This is a genomic window from Variovorax sp. RO1, assembly GCF_002849325.1.
Lineage (GTDB): Bacteria > Pseudomonadota > Gammaproteobacteria > Burkholderiales > Burkholderiaceae_C > Variovorax.
Genome location: NZ_PKMT01000001.1, coordinates 1,286,058 through 1,305,244, shown reverse-complemented (window position 1 = coordinate 1,305,244; position 19,187 = coordinate 1,286,058). Strand labels below are relative to the sequence as shown.

The following is a 19,187-nucleotide window of genomic DNA, read 5'->3' as shown; positions in this document are numbered from 1 at the left end:
CTCCAGTGAGGAAGGATGGAAGGAACAGAAACTCAGATGAACAACTGGATCGCGGGCAACGCGCGCGTGGCGTTGAGCAGGTCGATGCGCTTCTCGCGGATGGACCAGCCCGTGGGGGTGCGAATGAGGTGGTGGCGGGCGATGCCGCTCAGCAGGATCTGGTCGTCGCCGCGCGCCTCGACGTAGAGGAACGGCGTGCGCAGGCGAACTTCGTCTGCGGCTTCTTCCTCGATGCGTGAAGGCTGCAGCACATGCTGGCTGTGGCTGGCCGGGTGCTGCGAATGCGCGCGCGGGTTCTTCAGACGCTCCACGCGCAGCTGCAGCAACAGCCGGTCTTCGTACGCCAGCGAGTTGTGCGAGAACGGATCGGCCTGTGCCGCGCCGAGCAGCGGCACCCAGTAGTGGCCGTCGTCGGCGAACAGGGCCAGCCAGTCGTCGAAGCGGCGCTCGTCGAGCAGGGCTGCTTCGTGGGCGATGAAGTCGCGCGGGTCGTTCATGCCGCAGCCTCCGCCGTCATCGCCTTCGCCCACGCGCGGAACTGGTTGCGCATCAGCAGCTCGTTGGTGCCGTTGGTGGTCACCGTGGCCTGCTGCGTCTCGGCCGGGTCGTGGTTGCGGTGCAGGCTGATCCATTCGTTGCCACCCGCGCGCAGGCCCTGCTGGATGCTCTCGAACAGGTGCACGTCATCGTGCGCCACCACCGACATCGGCGAGAACACGAGCCGGTTGTAGCTCATGGCGCGCTCGAACAGCAGCGCGGGCGCACCGGCCGCGCGGAAGCTCCAGGCCTCGATGAGCGTGCGGTTGGCCGCCAGCGGGCGGATCACGCGGATGGCCTGCGGCGAGCCCTTGACCGACAGGCTCGGGTACAGCACCGAGTTCTGCGGCGAGCGCTGCAGGATGTCGGTGGCGCGTTCCACGCCGTGCGCGGCCTGCATCGCCGCCTCGTACTCGGGCAGCTGCGCGTAGTTGGAGTGGATGCTGAAGTTCACGCCCAGCACGCTGTGGCCGTTGGCGAACACGCGCCCGCCCATCTTGTCGAAGAACTCGTAGCCCGAACCGAACGGCAGGATCTGCTCCATCGCCATCGGCTTGGGGTCGGAGGGCGCGTGCCCTTCCCACAGCGCCTCGGCCGCCTTGGTGGCCGACTCGTGCGTCGACATCGGGTGCACCGTGTCGTTGATGTTCTCCAGGTACATCTTCCAGTTGCAATGGACGATGTTGCGCAGCACGCCGCCGCCCACGGTGAGCTTGCCCTCGGGCGAGCGGTCGACCATGTTGTCGAGCGCGCCGAGCACGTCGCCGAAGTAGTCCTCGAACGACGGGCCCGTGTCCGCGAGGCGCACGAACACGAAGTCGCGGTACACCTTCACGTGCCTCACCACCGACAGCCCCTGCCCCGACTCGCAGGCCTTGAGCTGCGTGCCCTCGTAGCCGTTCTTCAGCGGCAGCCCGAGCGGCGCGCCGTCGAGCTTGTAGGTCCAGGCGTGGTACGGGCAGCGGAAGAAACGGCCGGTGTTGCCGCTCTCGTCGGTCACCAGTTGCGTGCCCTTGTGGGCGCAGCGGTTGTACATGACGTGCACCGCGCCGTCGGGCTGGCGCACCATGAGCAGCGGGCGCCCCGCGATCTCCTGCGTGACGAAATCGCCCGCCTCCGGCACCTGGCTCGCATGGCCCAGGAAGACCCAGGTGTGGGCGAACAGGCGCTCCTGCTCCAGCGCGAACAGCTCGTCGCTGAGGTACAGGTCGCGGTGCACCCGGTCGTCGCGGACCAGCGCCGCGACGAGATCGGGGCGGTTGCGGTAGGTGGTCATGGCGGTGGGCTCCGACTACGCCGGGATCAGGGAACGAGCTTCCACTGGCCCTTGTTCATCTGCACGATCACGACCCCCCGCTTGTCCGAGCCGTAGCGGTCGTCGGGCTTGAAGGTGTAGATGCCGTGCGTACCCACCAGCTCCCTCGTGCCCACGATGGCATCGCGCAGCGCCGTGCGGTACTGCGGCGTGCCGGGCTCGCCCTTGGTGCGCGAGGCCGCGTCGGCCAGCAGCAGGTAGGCGTCGTAGGTGTACGACGAGAACGCATCGGTGGGCACCGCGCCGTTCACCTTCTGGTAGGCGTTGCGAAAGCCCATCGCGACCTTCTTGATGGGGTTGCTGTCGGGCAGCTGGTCGGCCACCAGCACCGGGCCGCTGGGCACCTGCAGGCCGTCTATGGCCGCGCCGCCCACGCGCACGAAGTCGGCGTTGATGAGGCCGTGCGTGCCGTAGATCTTGCCCTTGTAGCCACGCTCGGCCAGTGCCAGGTAAGGCAGCGCGCCCGGCGTGCCGGAGTTGCCTGCGAACACCGCATCGGGACGCGCCGCGACGATCTTCAGGATCTGCCCGGCCACCGACGAATCGCTGCGCGCATAGCGCTCGTTCGCCACCACCTTGATGCCGGCGGTGGCGGCGCTCTTCATGAGCGAGTCGTAGGCCAGGTCGCCCAGCGCGTCCGAGAAGCCGATGAAGGCGACCGTCTTCACGCCCGACTTCTGCATGCGCTCGACCACGCCCGCCACCATGAGCGGGAACGGCTGCGACACGGTGACGGTCCATGCGCCTTCCGCGCCCGGGATGGTCACGGGCGTGGGCGAAATGAGCGGCGTGTTGAGTTCGCGCGCCACCGAGGCGATGGCCATCGCGCCCGGCACGCCCGAGGTGCCGATGAGCACGTCGACCTTGTCTTCCGTCACAAGCTTGCGCGCGTTGCGCCCCGCCGTGGTCGGGTCGGACGCATCGTCGAGCACGATGAGCTGCACCTTGCGCCCGCCGATTTCGGGCCGCTCGGCGATGGCCGCGCGGATGCCCTTCTCGTACGGCACGCCCAGCGCCGCGACCGGCCCCGAGAGCGAGCTGATGAAGCCGATCTTGAGGTCTGCTGCCTCGGCACCGAAGGTGGTGAAGGCGGCCAGCAGCGCGAGGCCAAGGCGGGAGATTTTCTTCATGGGAACTTCCTCTGCGGGGGTGGGTGTGGGGACGAGGGACGGTCAGTAGCGCAAGGTGCGGCGCGATTCGAGGTCGGCATCGACCTGCGCGGGCGTGAGCCGCTCCGGCTTGCATTCGAAGCGCTCGAACAGCGCGAGCTGGTCGCCGTGGTGGCGGTCGCGCACGCCGTCGGGGCTCACGAAGCCGCTCTGCCCCGGCGCCGCGACTGAGCACATGTCGAGCGCGCCCGGGCGCAGCACGACGCGGTAGTTGAGCGTGCCGCGGTTCATGTAGGGGCTGACCTCGGGCTCGTCGCCCGCGCCGGCCCACGGCACACCGATGGCGTTGATGCGCGAGAAGCGGTGGCGCACCACGGGCGTGGTCCACGCGGCCATGTCGGGCCCGAGGCGCGTGCGCAGTTCGCCCACCGCGTCGGTCAGCGCCGCGCGCACCATCGTGCGCGGGTCTTGCCCGTTGAAGAAGTCGTGGCGCTGCGGCACGCCCGACGCCGGGCCGCTCAGCGCGTTCCACAGCAGCTTGGCCACCGCTGCGGGCTGCGCGCTGCCCGGCGAACCGCGCGGCGTGACCGTGGGGTAGCCGAGGTTGGCGTAGGTCGCGAACACGGCCGGCGGCAGGTCGTCGGCCAGCAGGCGCCGCGACAACGCACCCAGCCACGCGCGCAGCACGGTGGTGGCGCGGTTGTCGTAGACCTCGCCGCCCGGGGCGACGCGGTTCTTCAGGTCCCAGTTCGCGAGCAGGTCGGCCGCGCGGCGCGCGGGATCGCCCGCCGGCAGGCCCTTCGCCGCATCGACGATCAGGGGCACGAAGTAGCGCGCGTTCAGGTCGGCCAATGCGGCGCCCTGGCTCACGCGCCAGATCTCGTCGGCGCCCAGCTTGGCCGTGCCCTGCAGCTGCGCGTGGATTTCGGCGACACGGTCGACGTGCGAAAAGTTCGCGCCGTCCGCGCGCAGGCCTTCGGCGATCTGGTTGTTCCAGCTCGCGAGGTAGCCCTGCGCGGGGTTGTAGGCGCGCGGGTTGGCGCTGAACGGCAGGCTGCCCTGCCACTCCATGCTGCCGTCGCCGCGCGCGGGAAAGCGGATGTCCTGCGTGGCCGGGCGGCGCGGCATGCGGCCCAGGCCGACGGCGCCGATGTTGCCCGCCACGTCGGCATAGAACCAGGTGATGGACGCGGCCACACGCTCGCCCTGCGCGAGAAAGCCCGACCAGTCACGCGCCCGTGCGGCATGCGCCCAGCCCAGCATGGTCTCGACCTCGCGGCCCTGCCAGGTGCTGCGCGCGGTGTAGGCGCGGCCGTTGTCCACGTCCCAGCTCTGCACGAAGCCGTGCACCGTGGCGTAGATGTCCACGCTCTGCGGCGCGGCGCCCTTCACGCGGATGACGTCGGTGCGCCGGGTCATCGGGCGGTAGGCGCCGTCGTACCTGTATTCGTAGCGGTTGGCCGGGTTCAGCGTTTCCTGGTAGATGTCGTTGGTGTCGAGCGAGCCCACTGTCGAGCCCCAGGCGATGGTGCCGTTGGTGCCGAACAGCACCGGCAGCAGGCCGATGGGTGTCAGGCCCGTGAGGTCGTAGCCCGCGCCGTGCAGGCCGATGCCGTGCACGAACGACGGGTTGTTGAAACCCTGCTGCGGGCCGTTGTACAGAACGGCCACGCCTTCCTTGGTGCGCGAGGGGCCGAGCACCCAGGCGTTGCTGGCGGTCGGCATGCCTTCCGTGGCGGCCAGGCCCATGCGGGCGACCTGCGTGGCGCGGAAGTCGGCCGCGGCCTGCGTGGAGACCGGTGCGAGCGCGGCGTCGCCGGGCTCGGCGCTTGCCAGCTTGTGGGGGTTGCCGCGCGGCACGATGGTCGGCGCGGTCGGGTCTTCGAGCCAGCGCAGCTGCTCGTAGAGCTGCAGGCCGGCGACGTCGCCGCGCGCGGCCTTGAGCTGGTTGAGCAGCGAGAGGTTCGCTACCTCGGCGGTGCCCGCGAAGAAGCGGTTGAGGATCAGGCCGATCCAGACCATGGCCACGTCGTCGGCGGTCCACGGTGCCGGCTCGAAACCGTTGTCGATGAACTCGCGCGGCATCAGCTTTGCGCGATCGGCCAGCACGTCGCGGATGCGCGCGTTGACGCCCGCGGCGTAGCCTTCGAACAGGGCGCGGTCGTCGGCGCTCAACGCATCGATCTGGCGGCGGATCGACACCGGATCGATGTTGGAGCGCGTCGCCTTGTCGGTCGCCACGAACTCGGCCCCCAGCACCTCGGCCACGCTGCCGTTGCCCGAGCGCCGCGCCATCTCCAGCTGGTAGAGCCGGTCTTCGGCGACGGCATAGCCGAAGCCGTGGAACAGGCCGCGCGTGTCGCTGGCGTAGACGTGCGGCACGCCGTAGCGGTCGCGCTTGATGGTGACTTCACCGCTGCTACCAGGTGCGGTCGCGGCGCAGCCGGCCAGCAGCGCGGCGACGAACAGGACGGTGCCGGTCGCGCGCCGGCGACGCGAAGAGCGAAGAAGCGGATGCATGGGGTGGATGCCGTTCATCGGGTCAACGGGCGGGCGTTCAGGGGACCAGCTTCCACTGGCCCTTCTCGAGCTTCACGACGACGCGCGAACGCTCGTCCGAGCCGTAGCGGTCGGTCGGCTTGAAGTTGTAGACGCTGTGCGTGCCCACCAGCTCCTTGGTGCTCACGATGGCGTCGCGCAGCGCCAGACGGAACTGCGGCGTGCCGGGCTCGGCCTTGGTGGCGAGCGCGCGCTGGGCGGCGTCGAGGTACAGCAGCCAGGCGTCGAAGGTGTAGGCCGAGAAGGCGTCGGTCGGCGGTGCGCCGTTGGCCTTCTGGTACGCCGCGCGGAAGTCCATCGACACCTTGCGGATCGGGTTGTCGTTGGGCAGCTGCTCGGCCACGATCACCGGACCGGTGGGGGCCAGCAGGCCTTCGACCGACGCACCGCCCACGCGCACGAAATCGGGGTTGATGAGCGCGTGCATGCCGTAGATCTGGCCCTTGTAGCCGCGCTCCGCGAGTGCCAGGTAGGGCAGTGCGCCGGGCGTGCCCGAGGTGCCGGTGATCACCGCGTCGGGACGCAGCGCCACGATCTTCAGCACCTGGCCCGTCACCGACGAATCGCCGCGCGCATAGCGCTCGTTCGACACGATCTTGATGCCCGCCGGCTCGGCGCTCTTTTGCAGCGCGCCGTACACCAGGTCGCCCCAGGCGTCGGAAAAACCGATGTAGCCGACCGTCTTCACGCCCGACTTCTTCATGCGCTCGACCACCGCGCTCACCATGAGCGGCGCGGGCTGCGGCAGCGTGACCATCCACGCGCCCTCGTCGCCCGGCAGGTTGGCGTTGGCGATGGAGATCAGCGGCGTCTTGGTTTCGCGTGCCACGCCGGCAATGGCCAGTGCACCGGGCGAGCCGGCCGTGCCGATGATGACGTCGACCTTGTCCTCGTCGATCATCTTGCGTGCGTTGCGCGCGGCGGTGGTCGGGTCGGACGCATCGTCGAGCTGCACCAGCTGGATCTTGCGGCCACCGAGTTCGGCCTTGTAGGCGAGCGCGGCCTTCATGCCCTTTTCGTAGGGAATGCCGAGCGACGACACCGGCCCCGACAGCGACGTGATGAAACCGACCTTGAGATCGGCGGCCCAGGCGCCCGCCACGGCACTCAGGGCACCGAGGCCCACGGCAATGTTTGCGAGGGCACGGAATCGGTTCAGGACTTTCATGGCGATGCTCCAGAGGTGATGTTTTTTGAACGAGACGAAACGAACGCTGAAATGAAACTCAGAGGGCCAGGCTGCCGACGCTGGTGCCGCCGCAGACGTAGAGGACCTGGCCAGTGACGAAGCTGTTCTCGGGCGCGGCGAAGAAACGCACGGCGCGTGCCACGTCGGCCGATTCGCCCAGGCGCTTGACGGGCACCGAAGCCGCGAGCGCGCGCTCCTTCTCGCTGCCGGCCTCGACCACGTCGTAGAACATGTCGGTGCGGATCGGGCCCGGCGCCACCACGTTCACCGTGATGCCGTCGGCCGCGAGCTCCAGCGCCCAGGTGCGCGCCATGCCCAGCATGCCGGCCTTGGTGGCCGAATAGCTGGTGCGCGTGGCCAGGCCCAGTGCGGCGCGGGACGACAGCAGCACCACGCGGCCGAAGCGTTGCGCACGCATCGCGGGCAATGCGCCTTGCACGAGCTGGATGGCACAGCCCAGGTGCAGGTCGACCAGCGCATCGAGGTCGTCGAGCTTCACTTCGGGCAGCAACGCGGCGCGGATGACGCCGGCGTTGTGGACGATGGTGGTCGGTGCGAAGCGCTCGACCAGTTCGCGCACGGCCTCGCCGGTGGCGGCGCGGTCGGCCAGGTCGACCTCGAGGCTGTGCATCTTCGGATGGTCGATCTCGGCCTTGCGGCGTGCGAGCGAGACCACTTCGTAGCCTTGCGCGAGCAGGTCTTCGCAGATCGCCTTGCCGATGCCGGCGCTGCCGCCAGTGACGGCCGCGACCTTGGGGGCGCTCGCACTCATGCCGTGGCTCCCACCAGGGCCAGCACGCGCAGCGGGCTGCCGCTGCCCTTCTCGATCTTCAGCGGCGGACAGATCAGCACCGCGCCCGCGGGCGGCAGCAGGTCGAGGTTGCTCAGGCACTGCAGGCCGTAGCGGCCCGCGCCATGCATGTAGTAGTGGCAGGGGTACGGCGGACGCAGGTGGTAGCCCTGCCCCGCATCGGTGCCGATGGCTTCGGAGCCGAAGCCCAGCACGTCGCGCTGCTCGACCAGGAAGCGCACGGCCTCGGTGCTCGGGCCCGGCGTGTGCTGGCCGGTCTCGTCGAAGTTCTGGTACGCCTCGGGGTCGCTGCGCTTGGACCAGTCGGTGCGCATGAGCACCCACGCGCCCTTGGGGATGCGGCCGTGCGCGGCTTCGTAGCGCTCGATGTCGGCCACGCTCAGCAGGTAGTCGTCGTTGCCCTGCACGTCGGCCGAGCAGTCGATCACGCAGGCCGGCGCCACGAAGTGCTGCACGGGGATGGTGTCGACCGAGTTGTTCGGCAGGTCGCGGCCCGAGATCCAGTGGATCGGCGCATCGAAGTGCGTGCCGGTGTGCTCGCCGCAGGAAAAGTTGTTCCAGTACCAGCCCGGTCCGCGCTCGTCGTACTTCGACACTTCCTCGATGCGGAAGGGCCAGCACTGGCCCATCTCGGGCGGCAGCGCGATCTGCGGAAACTCGGGCGTGAGCGTCTGCGTGAGGTCGATCACGCGGATGCGGCCGCTGGCCATGGCGGTCACGAGGCCGCCGAGGATTTCGGCGGCGGACATCAGTTCGGTTGTCGTGGTCATTCGTGTGGCTCCTGTTCTCAGCCGCCAGCGGCCAGTTCGCGTTCGAGCACCTTCGGGTTGTCGCGCCAGCGCTCCAGCCACTCCTGCGCCACGTCGCCCGGGTACACGTCTTCCACGCCGTCGCGCAGTGCCTTCACGATGGCGTTGGCCAGTGCGGTGGGTGCCAGCTTGGGCGGTGGCGTGTGCTGGTTCCATTCGTCGTCGATGGGACCGGGGAACACGTTGATCACGCGGATGCCGGCGGGCCGCATCTCGGCGCGCAGGCACTGCGCGAGCGAATGCGCCGCGGCCTTCGAGGCGCTGAAGGTGCCGTGCGGTGGGAAGTTGCTCAGCGCGTAGATCGACAGCAGGTTGACCCACGCGGTCGCGCCTGTCTCGCCATCGGCCGAGCGGCCCTTGAGCGCGGGGCCGAACTCCTGCGCCAGGCGCAGCAGGCCGAAGTAGTTGATGTCCATCTCGGCCTTGGCCACGTCGGTGCCGCGCCGTGCGCCGATGCCGAAGGTGCGGTGCACCTCGGCGTTGTTGATCACGATGTCGACCTTGCCGCCGATGGCGCCGGCCAGCTCGGTCACCTGGCGGCCGTTGGTGAGGTCGAGCGGCACGAGCGTGACCTGCGGCAGCGCGGAGATGTCGTCCAGGCCGTCGCCCATCTTCTTCCAGGGCTCGGCATGGCCGACCCAGACGATGTCGGCGCCGGCCTTCACCAGCGCACGCACGATGGCCTGGCCCGTTTCGGTCTTGCCGTCGGTCACCAGCACCTTGCGGAACTTCGGGTCGCTGGTCATTTCGCGCAGCATCTTGTCGTCGGCCATGTGGGGACTCCCTTCATTCGGAAAAGCAATGAGAACGGCCTGCCCCGCGCGGTCGAGCCGGGCGCCGACACGGACGCGCGGTAGCGCGTCCCCTCCGGGTTGCCCGCGTTGCGGCGCTTCGCCGACCTCGCCATGCAGATGGACCATGAGCGTCGGGCCGGCATCCAGGTGCACCAGGCCCAGCCGCCAGGGCAGCCGCTCGCGAAAGAACAGGTCGTTGCTGTGGTGCAGCGTGGTGCTGCCGAGCAGCGCACCCTCGCCGCTCTGCTGGCGCCAGCGCAGCGCCGACGACAGGCACTTGTGGCAGACCTCGCGCGGCGGGTACTGCACCGTGCCGCAGTCTTCGCAGGTCTGCAGCTCGAAGCGGCCTTCGGCAGCGGCGGCCGTGAGGCCGAGCGCGACGCGGCCGCGCGCGCCGGGCGGCAGGTTCATCTGCCGGGTGCGCAGCACCGGGTTCTTGCGCGGGGGGCGCATCATCGGCATCGTCATGCGGATCTCCCGAGGATGACGGCGCCTGTGCACAGGCAGCGGTCGTAGGTCACCATGCCGAAGCCGGCGACAAGGCCCAGCTGGGCGTTGGGCACGGCGCGCGGTCCGGCTTGATCAGTCAACTGACGGATCGCCTCGACCATGCCGAGGAAGCCACCCGCCGCACCGGCCTGCCCGGCCGACAGCTGGCCGCCGCTGGTGTTGTTCGGAAAGCTGCCGTCGAAGGTCATGGTGTTCGCCTGCACGAAGGCCGAGCCTTCGCCCTTCTCGCAGAACCCCAGGTCTTCGAACTGCATCATCACGATGACGGGGTAGTCGTCGTAGGTCTGCACGAAGTCGAGCGCGGCGGGCTGCACGCCGGCCTGCGCGTAGAGATCGTCGCGGTCCATGCGCCAGCCGCCCTGCACCATCACCGGGTCTTCGGCGTAGGCGTTGTGGCGTTCGATGGCGCCGCGGATCACAACGTGCGCCAGGCCCAGGTCGCGCGCACGCTCCTCGCTCATCACGAGGAACGCGTCGGCACCGGCGCAGGGCATCACGCAGTCGAACAAATGGATCGGGTCGGAGATGGGCCGCGCGGCCATGTACTCGTCGAGCGTGAGGCCCTTCTTGAACATGGCGTTGGGGTTGCCGAGCGCGTTGGTGCGCTGGTCCACGCAGATGCGGCCGAAGTCTTCGCGCGTCGCGCCGTAGGTGCGCATGTAGTTGGCGGTGATGAACGCGAAGATCGAGTTCGGTCCGCCCGAGCCGTAGGGGTAGCTCGCATCGCGCGCGAAGTTGCTGAAGCTGCCCAGCGTCTGGCGGAAGGAGTCGACGTGGTTGGTGTCGGCGCCCACGCAGGCGACGATGTCGGCATCGCCCGCCTGCACGGCGCGCGCTGCGCGGCGCAGGCACATCACGCCCGAGGCACCGCCGGTGGGCATATGGTCGAGCCAGCGCGGCGACAGGCCCAGGTGCTGCGTGACGCCCACGGCCGTGTCGGGCGAGAGCGAGAAGCTGCTCAGGCACAGGCCGTCGATCTGTTCCTTGGCCACGCCGCTGGCCTGCACCAGCGCGTCGATGGCCTGGCCGACGAACCAGTGCGCGGTGCGCGTGGAGTAGCGCACGTAGGGCACGGTGACGGGCACCGCGACCGCGACGCCTTCGTAAGAGAGCCGTCGTTTCGTCATGCCTGCCTCTTTTTCATGGAGCGCGTGTCGATGCAATGGCCTTGGCCCGGCAGCGACTGCGCCATCTCGCGCAGCTGGCCGCGCTGGATCTTCTGCGAGGGCGTGAGCGGCAGCGCCTCGACGAAGGCCACGTAGCCCGGTGCCTTGTAGTACGCGAGCTGCGCGAGCGCGTGCTGGACGATGCTGGCTGCAATCTCTGCCCGCTGCGACGCCTCGGTGTTTTCGCGCAGCACGATGCAGGCGAGCACTTCGTCGCCGCGCACCGCATCGGGCGTGGCGGCCACGGCCGAGGTCTTCACGGCGGGGTGCTGGTTGAGCACGCTCTCGACCTCGACGGCCGAGATGTTCTCGCCGCTGCGGCGGATCACGTTCTTCTTGCGGTCGACGAAAAAGAAGTTGCCCTCGGCGTCGCGGCGAACGAGGTCGCCGGTGTGGAACCAGCCGTCGGCCCAGGCCTCGCGCGTGGCCTCCTCATCCTTCAGGTAGCCGGAGAAGAAGTAGCGGCGCGGGTCGGCGCCGGCCGAGCGCACCAGCAGTTCGCCGGGCATGTCGGTGCCCACGTCGCTGTCGTCCTCGCCCATGAGGCGGATCTCGACAAAGTCTTCCTGGCGCCCGAAGCAGCTCGTGCCGACGAGGCGCGGCTCGCGGTTGGCCATGATGCAGGCGGCGGCGCCGGTCTCGGTCATGGCCCAGGCCTCGACCAGCGGGAAGCCGAAGCGCTCTTCGAAGGGCGCGTGGTTCTTGCGGTCGACACCGGCGCCGAAGCCCCAGCGGATCGCGTGGTCGCGGTCGGCCGCCGACGCGGGGGCCGACAGCAACATCGCGGGCATCACGCCCAGGTAGTGGACGATGGTCGCGCCGCTTTCCTTCGCGCTGGCCAGCCAGCTCTTCGGATGGAAGCGATCGAGCTGCACGAGGCAACCGCCCGCAATGAGCACGACCATGGTCGAGAACGCCATCGCGTTCATGTGGTTGAGCGGCAGCGGCGTGATCACGCGTTCGGTATCGGGGCGGATGCTGCACACGCCGTCGAGCGCGGCATACCACTCGCCCGCGCGCAGGAAGTACGCGTTGCTCAGGATGCAGCCCTTGGGCCGGCCCGTGGTGCCCGAGGTGTAGAGCAGGCCGCATTCGGTGTCCGTGCCGACGGGCTCGCCGGCGCGCGGCGCGGCCGTCTTCGCGGGCGGCACGGCATCGTCGGGCCCCATGGTCTCGAAGGCCACGCCGGCCTGCGCGGCGGCAGCCTGCAGGTCCGCGGCCCGCTCGGGCAGCGTGACGGCCAGGCCGATCTCGCTGTGGCCGATGAGGTAGACCAGCTCGGCCGAGCGCATCTCGGCGTTGATCGGCACCACGCTCGCGCCCAGCGCGTTCAGCGCGAGCCAGTGGAAGATGAAGGCGGGCCGGTTCTCCAGCAGCAGGCCGACGCGGTGGCCGTGGCCGTAGCCGGCCTGCGCGTAGGCGGTGCGCAGCCGTTCGATTTCTGCGGCGGCTTCGCCCCAGCGGATGGCGCCGGCGGCGATGCCGTAGGCGGCGGCGGTCACCGATTCGGTGAAGAGGAATTCGGCCTGCGGCGTGCGCGCGGCAGTCGCGGCGAACACCTGGTGGACGGTGGCGTGGGTCATCGCGTCCTTGCTAGATGAAGAGCTGCACGGCCGGCAGGGCCGCGTCGCAGTTGAGCAGGTCGACACGCTTGAGCGTCATGCGCAGCGCGCCGTCCTGCACCGTGAGGTGATGGAAGAAGGTGCCGACGTAGAACTGGAGCTCGTCGCCCTGCGATTCGGTGTAGTGGAATTCGGTGCGCACCACGAAGCGCTGGGCCGTGGTGTCGAAGGTCTCGACCACGGGCACCTGCAGCAGGTGGTGGCAGCGGCTCTGCGGCTGCTGCGAGAACGCGCGCGGGCTCTTGAGGCGCTCGATGCGCAGCTCGCGCAGCAGCTTGTCTTCGTACAGGTGCGAGGTGTGGTTGAGGCCGTCTTCCTGCTCGGGCACGAGCGGAATCCAATAGAACGCGTCGTCGGTGAAGAGCGCGTTCCATTCCTCGTAGCGGCGGGTGTCGAGCAGGCGCGCTTCGTTGACGACGAAGTCGACGAGTTCTTGGTGAGTCACTGCATTCATTTCAGCGACTCCCCTTCCAGAAACACCGTGGAACCGGCTTCGCCGGGCCACTGGTGTTGCCCCCTGCAAGGGGGTTGGCGAAGCGACACGAAGTGCGCGAAGACTGGGGGTGTGTCATTGCATGGTCTCCGTCATGCGTTCGACCCAGCTGCGGTACTGGTTGCGCATGGGCAGCTCGTTGGTGCCGCCCGTGGTGATCTCGCCGCCCTTCAACTCCGATTCGTCGTAGTCGCGGTGCAGGCTCACCCACTCGTTGCCGCTGGCGTGCAGGCCGGCCTGCATGCCGCGGTAGGCCTGCAGGTCGTCGTGGCCCACCACCGAGAACGGCGAGTTGATGAGGCGGTTGTACATGGTGGTGCGCTGCAGCAGCTCGGGCGGCGCGCCCTTGAGGCGGAAGGTCCAGCTTTCGATGAGCGTCTGGTTGGCCGAGATCGGCTTCACCACGCGAATGGCCTGGATCGCGCCCTTGATCGTGAGGTTCGGGTAGTACACGGTGTTGTGCCGCGCCATGCCCAGGATCTGCGCGGTCTTCTCTTCGCCGTAGCGCGCCTTCATGGCGTCGTCGTACTCGGGGATCGCCTTGTACTTGCTGTGGATGCTGAAGTGCACGCCCGTGAAGCTGTGGCCGTGGTCATACGTGCGGATGCCCATGTCCTCGAAGAACTTGTAGTCGGACATGAAGGGCACGAACTGCTCCACGGCCATGGGCTTGGGTTCGTCTTCGGGCTTGTCGGCCCACATGCGCTTGGCGGTGCCGGCCGACGACTCGTGCGCCACCATGGGGTGCATGGTGTCGTTGAGGTTCTCGACGAACATCTTCCAGTTGCACTGGTGCATGAAGCGCAGGCAGCCGCCGGCAATTTCCAGCTCGCCCTTGGGCGAGCGGTCGGCCATGTTGTCGATGGAGCTCAGCGAATCGCCGAAGTAGTCCTCGAAGTCGGGGCCCGCGTCGTTGATCTTCACGAAGATGAAGCCGCGGTGGCTGCGCACGTGCTTCACGGGGGTGAGGCCCTTGCCCGACTCGCACTCATGCAGCTGCGTGTGCTCGTAGCCGGTCTTCAGCGGAATGGCCAGCGGCGCGCCGTCGGTCTTGAAGGTCCAGGCGTGGTACGGGCAGCGAAAGAACTTGCCGGTGTTGCCGCAGGGCCCGTTGACGAGGCGCGAGCCCTTGTGGGCGCAGCGGTTCATCATGACGCGCACGCTGCCGTCGCTGTGGCGCACGACGATCAGCGGGCGGCCCGCGATCTCGTTGGTGATCCAGTCGCCTGACTTCGGCAGCTGGCTTTCGTGGCCGACGTAGTTCCAGGTGTTGGCAAAGAAGTGCTCCTGCTCCACCTCGAAGAGGTCCTGGCTGATGTACAGGTCGCGGTGCACGCGGTCGTTCTGCACGAGCGCGCGAACGGCATCGGGGTTGTCTCGGTACGAAGGCATGGTTCTCCTGGCTCCTTCCTGGCTTTTCTTTTCAGAGGTCGAGCACCAGGCGCGCACCCTTGGCGCGCGAGATGCAGATCTGCATGACGGTGCCTTCCGCCTTTTCGCGGGCGGTGAGCACGTAGTCGCGGTGGTCGATCTCGCCCTCGATCACGGGCACGGCGCACACGCCGCATTCGCCGCGCTTGCAATCGAACATCGGGTCGCAGCCGTGTTCGATGAGGCAGTCGAGGATGCTCTGGCCGACCGGCACGGTGAAGCGCTGGCCCGACTGGGCGAGCTCCACCTCGAAGGGCTGGTCGCCCTCCTCCACGACGGGTTCGGTGAAGAGCTCGAAGTGCACGCGGTCGTGTTCCCAGCCGCGGGCCTGGGTGCGGGCGAGCACGGCGTCGAGCATGACCTTGGGGCCGCAGACGTAGAGGCGGTCGCCGGCGGGCACGCCGTCGAGCAGCGCGTCGATGTCCAACGGTGCGCCGGCTTCGGCGTCGGCATGCACGCGCAGGTCGTCGCCCAGCAGCGCCTGCAGCTCGGGCAGGAAGGCCATGAGGTCGCGGCTGCGGCCGGCGTAGTGCATGCGCACGGCGGCGCCTTCGGCACGGCGGCGCGCGGCCATCGAGGCGAGCGGCGTGACGCCGATGCCGCCGGCCACCAGCACCGAGCCGCCCGGGCCGGTATGCAGCGGAAAGTCGTTCTTCGGCGGCTCGATGGTGAGCACGCTGCCCTCGGCCAGCCCTTCGTGCATGAAGCGCGAGCCGCCGCGGCCGTCGGCCTCCTTGCGCACGGCGATCACGTAGTCGGTCGGGGCGTTGGTGGCGTTGCGCTCGGTCGCGAAGTTGATGAGCGAGTAGTGGCGCCAGTCGGCGGTGCCTTCAGCCAGCGTCACCTGCACGCGGATGTGCGCGCCGGCGGCGAAGCCGGGCAGCGCGCGACCGTCTTCGGCGCGCAGGCGCAGCAGGCGGATCAGCGGATTGAGGGCGCGCGCTTCGACGACGCGAAGCTGGAGCGTGGGGGCGGTCATGGGGCGGTTCCCTTCGTCTCTTCAGGCCAGGGCGTGCTGCGCCAGCGCGGCTTGCAGCTTGTGGCCGTGTTCGTCGGCGAGCGCGGCGTCGCGCAGTTCGCGCAGCGTGGCGGGCGCCAGCGCGGCCCCTGCACGTTCGAACGCGCGCATCACGGTGTCGTAGTTGCGCAGGCCGCGCTCGTGCGTGTCGCTGTAGCCCTTGACCAGGCGCTGGCACTGGGCGAGTTCCACGGCGAGTGCGGGGTTGCGCTGCGCGGTGGCGGCGATGCGTTGCAGCCACTCTTCGATGCGGCGGTTTTCGTCGGCGTAGCGCATCGTGGAGCGGCGCCAGCGCTTCATCGCGGCCACGGTGCGCAGCATCAGGTAGCCGCGCAGCGAGCTCGTGCGGATCACGCGGCCGTGCTGCGTGAAGCGCTCGACGATCTTCTTCGGCAGCGTGGAGTGCATGAGCCAGCGGCCGATGCCGCCGGGCAGCGTCTCGCAGATTTCCTGCAGGCGCGGGTGCATGTACTCGTGGATGGCGAGCACCTGGCCCGGCTGCACGCCGGCTTCGCCGCGCACGCGCTCGAAGCGGGTCGCGCGGGTCTTCAGGGCGGCGACGCGGGCCGTGTCTTCGTAGGACATCCACAGCGCGAGGTGGCGCGCGGTTTCGCGCAGCAGGCGGTGGGCGTCGTCGGGCAGCCTGGCAACAGCGGCCATGCGGTCGAGGTAGAGGCCGGCGTAGGCCAGGTCCTGGTAGTCGATGAGGCGGCGCACGCCTTCGAGCAGGAAGTCTTGCGCGGGGAGCGGAAAGTCGCGCTGCGCGCGCTCGACCAGTGCGCGCACGGCCGGGTGGCGCGGCTGCGGTGCGGGCGTGGCGGCCGGTGCCACCTTGGCGGGTTCGCCGTCGTCGCCGTCCTGTGCGCGGTCGAACGCCGCGCCGAAGGCCTTGAGGCTGGGCTTCACGCCCACGCCGCCGCGCTCGATGGTGGCTTCGAACTGCGCGCGGCCGAAGGGCAGCACGCCCGAGCCCGCGAGCGTGCCGAAGAGCACGGCGCTGATCACGCTGCCCGAGGCTTCAGCAGCCTGTGCCATGTCGAAGCGGATGAAGCGCTTGGCGGCACGCGCGGTGTGAGCGAGCAGCTGGTCGCTGTCGACACGGCCGTCGCCCATGGCGCTCTTTTCAGCGATGGAGAAGACGCGGTGCGTCGAAGCGATGAGCGTGGTGCGGTCGCGCGTGACCAGCCCGCGCTGCACCGCGCGGCCGGCTTCCATGAGCTCGGAAGCGAGCACCACGTCGACGTCGCCCGGCAGCGGCATCAGCGCGAGCACGGGGCGTCCGCCGTCGGCGTGGGCCTGCGCATCGGGGTACAGCTCGACGTAGTAGATGGTCGCGCCGGTGCGCTGGGCCACGCCCGGCACCGAGGTGGTCTGGGCGACGTAGCCGTTGGCCTCGCCCATGTCGACGATCCAGTCGGCAAGCACGCCGCCGCCCTCCCCGCCCATGGCGAGGATGGCGATCTTTATCGGTTGAACCTTGTTCGTCATGGCGTCAGAAGGCATAGGCATCACGGCGGCGCGCGTCGCCGCGCTGCATCCAGCCGATGACGGTGCTGCGCACGCGCTGGCGGAACCGGTCCCAGGCCGTCGGGTTGCTCACCACCTGTGCCTTGTAGAACGAGGGGCACAGCACGGCGGCGTGCGAGACGTCGCCGCAGTTGCCGCAGCCCACGCAGCTGTCGAGCACGGTGGCGACGGGGTCGATGCGCAGCGGATCGGGGTTGGGCTTGATCGACAGCGAGGGGCAGCCCGACAGGCGGATGCACGAGTGGTCGCCGGTGCAGGTGTCGGCATCGACGCCGAACTTGTCGCGCACCATGCGCTTGCCATCGGCGATGGCCTTGCGCACGAGTGGCTTCTCGCGGCGCTGTTTGTTGAGCATGCACTCCGATTGCGCGATGAGGACCTTGGGGCCCTTCTTCGTGGTGGTCAGTGCGTCTTTGAGCGCGTCGCGCATGCCGGCGACGTCGTAGGTGCGGCGAATGGTCTTCACCCATTCGACACCCACGCCGCGCACGGCGCGCTCGATCTCGTGGCCGGTGCTGCGCGTCTTGTTGACGGCGGTCGACGAGAGGATGTCCTGCCCGCCCGTGGCCGAGGTGTAGTTGTTGTCGACAATGATGGTGAGGTTGTCGCTCTTGTTGAAGACCGCGTTGGCCACGCCGCTCGTCAGGCCGTTGTGCCAGAAACCGCCGTCGCCCATCATCGAGATCGCGCGCTTTCCGGCGGGTGCGTTGAGTGCCGAAGCGCCCGCGCCGCCAAGGCCGTAGCCCATGGTGGTGTTGCCGATGTTGAAAGGCGGCAGGATCGAGAACAGGTGGCAGCCGATGTCGGCGCTCACGTGGTGCGCACCGAGTTCGCGCTCGACCAGCTTCATGGCACTGAAGATCGGGCGCTCGGGGCAGCCGGTGCAAAAACCCGGCGGGCGCGAATGCACCACGTCGCCGAGCGCGCTCGACAGCTGCGCGGGCTCGGGCGCATCGTCGACGCCGATGGCGGCCACTTCCTTCAGCGGAATCACCTTGCGCACCGGTGCGGGCACGGGCAGCGGCGCGAGGCGTTCGTAGCGCTCGCAGAAGGTGCGTGTGCCCTTGAGCAGTTCGAGCGTCGTGTACTCGCCGGCCACGGGCAGCATGTCCTTGCCGTGCAGCGCGGTGGTGGAGCCGGCCTGGCGCAGGATGGTCGCGAGGTTCTGCTCGACGAAGTTGGGCTGGCCTTCTTCCACGATGAGCACGGCGCGCTTGCCTTCGCAGAAGCGGATGACTTCGCTCTCGATGACCGGGTAGGCCACGTTCATCACGTACAGCGGCACGCGGGTCTCGCCGTACACGTCGGCCAGACCCAGGCGTTCGAGTGCGCGCAGCAGCGTGTTGTAGCTGCCGCCCTGCACGATGATGCCGATGTCGTCGGCGTCTTCGGAGAAGAACTCGTTGAGCTGGCGCTCTTCGATGAAGCGCACGGCGGCGGGCCAGCGGTCTTTCACCTTCTCTTGTTCGTGCACGAAGCTCGCGGGCGGCAGCACGATGCGGCTGACGTCGCGCTGCGGGTTCTCCAGCGCGTCCTTCAGCGTGAACTTGGCGCGCTTGTTGTCGCCCGCGATGAAGTGGCCGTGCACGTGGCAGGCGCGGATGCGCAACTGGAGCATCACGGGCGTATTGCTGGCTTCGGAGAGATCGAAGCCCTGCTTCACCGCATCGACGATGCTCGGCAGGTTGGGCCGCGGATCGAGCAGCCAGATCTGCGACTTCATGGCGAACGCATGGCTGCGCTCCTGCATGATCGACGAGCCTTCGCCGTAGTCCTCGCCCACGATGATCAGCGCGCCACCGGTGACGCCGCCCGAGGCCAGGTTGGCCAATGCATCGGACGCCACGTTGGTGCCCACGGTCGCCTTGAAGGTGACCGCGCCGCGCAGCGGGTAGTTGACGGAGGCGGCCAGCGTGGCGGCGGCCGTGGCTTCGCTGGCGCTGTTCTCGAAGCGGATGCCATGGTCGGCCAGGATGTCTTGTGCGTCGGCCAGCACATCCATCAGATGCGAGATGGGAGCACCTTGGTAGCCCGCCACATACGACACGCCCGACTCCAGCAGGGCCTTGGTGACGGCCAGAATGCCTTCGCCGCGGAACACTTCTCCACCAGTAAGTCTCAGCTTCTTGACTTCTTCGACGAACGAACGCTCAGCCATGGATGTCCTTCTTCTTTCTCGTGGGAGGATGCGGCCCCGGGGTCACATCACGGTTCCTATAATGTTTAGAAATGAATGTATCCACAATCATGAATTACCCTAGCCATGCAATCCGCATGCCTGCGGCAAACAGGAGGCA

Annotated in this window: 15 protein-coding genes; all 15 read right to left on the bottom strand. The window is 68.7% G+C overall.

Annotation, left to right across the window (positions count from 1 at the left end; translation table 11 throughout):
- Window positions 1–32: 32 nt before the first annotated feature.
- Window positions 33–497, bottom strand: a complete 465-nt coding sequence (locus tag CY658_RS06380) for an aromatic-ring-hydroxylating dioxygenase subunit beta (protein WP_101490256.1) — start codon at window positions 495–497, stop codon at window positions 33–35.
- A complete protein-coding gene (locus CY658_RS06375; RefSeq protein WP_101489347.1) occupies window positions 494–1,813 on the bottom strand; it encodes an aromatic ring-hydroxylating dioxygenase subunit alpha in 1,320 nt (439 codons plus the stop codon). The genes CY658_RS06380 and CY658_RS06375 overlap by 4 nt, the downstream gene beginning before the upstream one ends.
- A gap of 26 nt (window positions 1,814–1,839) precedes the next feature.
- On the bottom strand, window positions 1,840–2,982 hold the full coding sequence (locus tag CY658_RS06370; protein ID WP_101489346.1) for an ABC transporter substrate-binding protein: 1,143 nt from the start codon (window positions 2,980–2,982) through the stop codon (window positions 1,840–1,842).
- A 42-nt stretch (window positions 2,983–3,024) separates the two neighbouring features.
- Window positions 3,025–5,481: a penicillin acylase family protein gene (locus tag CY658_RS06365; protein ID WP_101490255.1), complete on the bottom strand. Its 2,457-nt coding sequence runs from the start codon at window positions 5,479–5,481 to the stop codon at window positions 3,025–3,027.
- Between the two features lie 37 nt (window positions 5,482–5,518).
- On the bottom strand, window positions 5,519–6,688 hold the full coding sequence (locus CY658_RS06360) for an ABC transporter substrate-binding protein (RefSeq protein WP_101489345.1): 1,170 nt from the start codon (window positions 6,686–6,688) through the stop codon (window positions 5,519–5,521).
- 58 nt (window positions 6,689–6,746) lie between these two features.
- Window positions 6,747–7,481: an SDR family oxidoreductase gene (locus CY658_RS06355; RefSeq protein WP_101489344.1), complete on the bottom strand. Its 735-nt coding sequence runs from the start codon at window positions 7,479–7,481 to the stop codon at window positions 6,747–6,749.
- Window positions 7,478–8,290, bottom strand: coding sequence for a cyclase family protein (locus CY658_RS06350; protein ID WP_101489343.1), 813 nt, complete (start codon window positions 8,288–8,290; stop codon window positions 7,478–7,480). Before CY658_RS06350 ends, CY658_RS06355 begins: the two co-directional genes overlap by 4 nt.
- A gap of 17 nt (window positions 8,291–8,307) precedes the next feature.
- Window positions 8,308–9,591, bottom strand: coding sequence for an SDR family NAD(P)-dependent oxidoreductase (locus CY658_RS06345; RefSeq protein WP_101489342.1), 1,284 nt, complete (start codon window positions 9,589–9,591; stop codon window positions 8,308–8,310).
- Entirely contained in the window at window positions 9,588–10,760 is a 1,173-nt protein-coding gene (locus tag CY658_RS06340) for a thiolase family protein (protein ID WP_101489341.1), read from the bottom strand. Before CY658_RS06340 ends, CY658_RS06345 begins: the two co-directional genes overlap by 4 nt.
- Window positions 10,757–12,382 carry an AMP-binding protein gene (locus CY658_RS06335; protein WP_101489340.1) on the bottom strand — a complete coding sequence of 542 codons (1,626 nt, stop codon included), beginning with the start codon at window positions 12,380–12,382 and terminating at the stop codon, window positions 10,757–10,759. The genes CY658_RS06340 and CY658_RS06335 overlap by 4 nt, the downstream gene beginning before the upstream one ends.
- Window positions 12,383–12,392: 10 nt before the next feature.
- On the bottom strand, window positions 12,393–12,875 hold the full coding sequence (locus tag CY658_RS06330) for an aromatic-ring-hydroxylating dioxygenase subunit beta (protein WP_101489339.1): 483 nt from the start codon (window positions 12,873–12,875) through the stop codon (window positions 12,393–12,395).
- Window positions 12,876–12,989: 114 nt separating this feature from the next.
- Window positions 12,990–14,306 (bottom strand): aromatic ring-hydroxylating dioxygenase subunit alpha, encoded by a 1,317-nt coding sequence (locus CY658_RS06320; protein ID WP_101489338.1) that lies wholly within the window; start codon window positions 14,304–14,306, stop codon window positions 12,990–12,992.
- A 31-nt stretch (window positions 14,307–14,337) separates the two neighbouring features.
- Window positions 14,338–15,324 carry a PDR/VanB family oxidoreductase gene (locus tag CY658_RS06315; protein WP_101489337.1) on the bottom strand — a complete coding sequence of 329 codons (987 nt, stop codon included), beginning with the start codon at window positions 15,322–15,324 and terminating at the stop codon, window positions 14,338–14,340.
- A gap of 21 nt (window positions 15,325–15,345) precedes the next feature.
- Window positions 15,346–16,851 carry an indolepyruvate oxidoreductase subunit beta family protein gene (locus CY658_RS06310; RefSeq protein WP_101489336.1) on the bottom strand — a complete coding sequence of 502 codons (1,506 nt, stop codon included), beginning with the start codon at window positions 16,849–16,851 and terminating at the stop codon, window positions 15,346–15,348.
- A 4-nt stretch (window positions 16,852–16,855) separates the two neighbouring features.
- Complete coding sequence (locus tag CY658_RS06305) at window positions 16,856–19,048, bottom strand: thiamine pyrophosphate-dependent enzyme (RefSeq protein WP_101489335.1); 2,193 nt, start codon at window positions 19,046–19,048, stop codon at window positions 16,856–16,858.
- Window positions 19,049–19,187 lie beyond the last annotated feature (139 nt).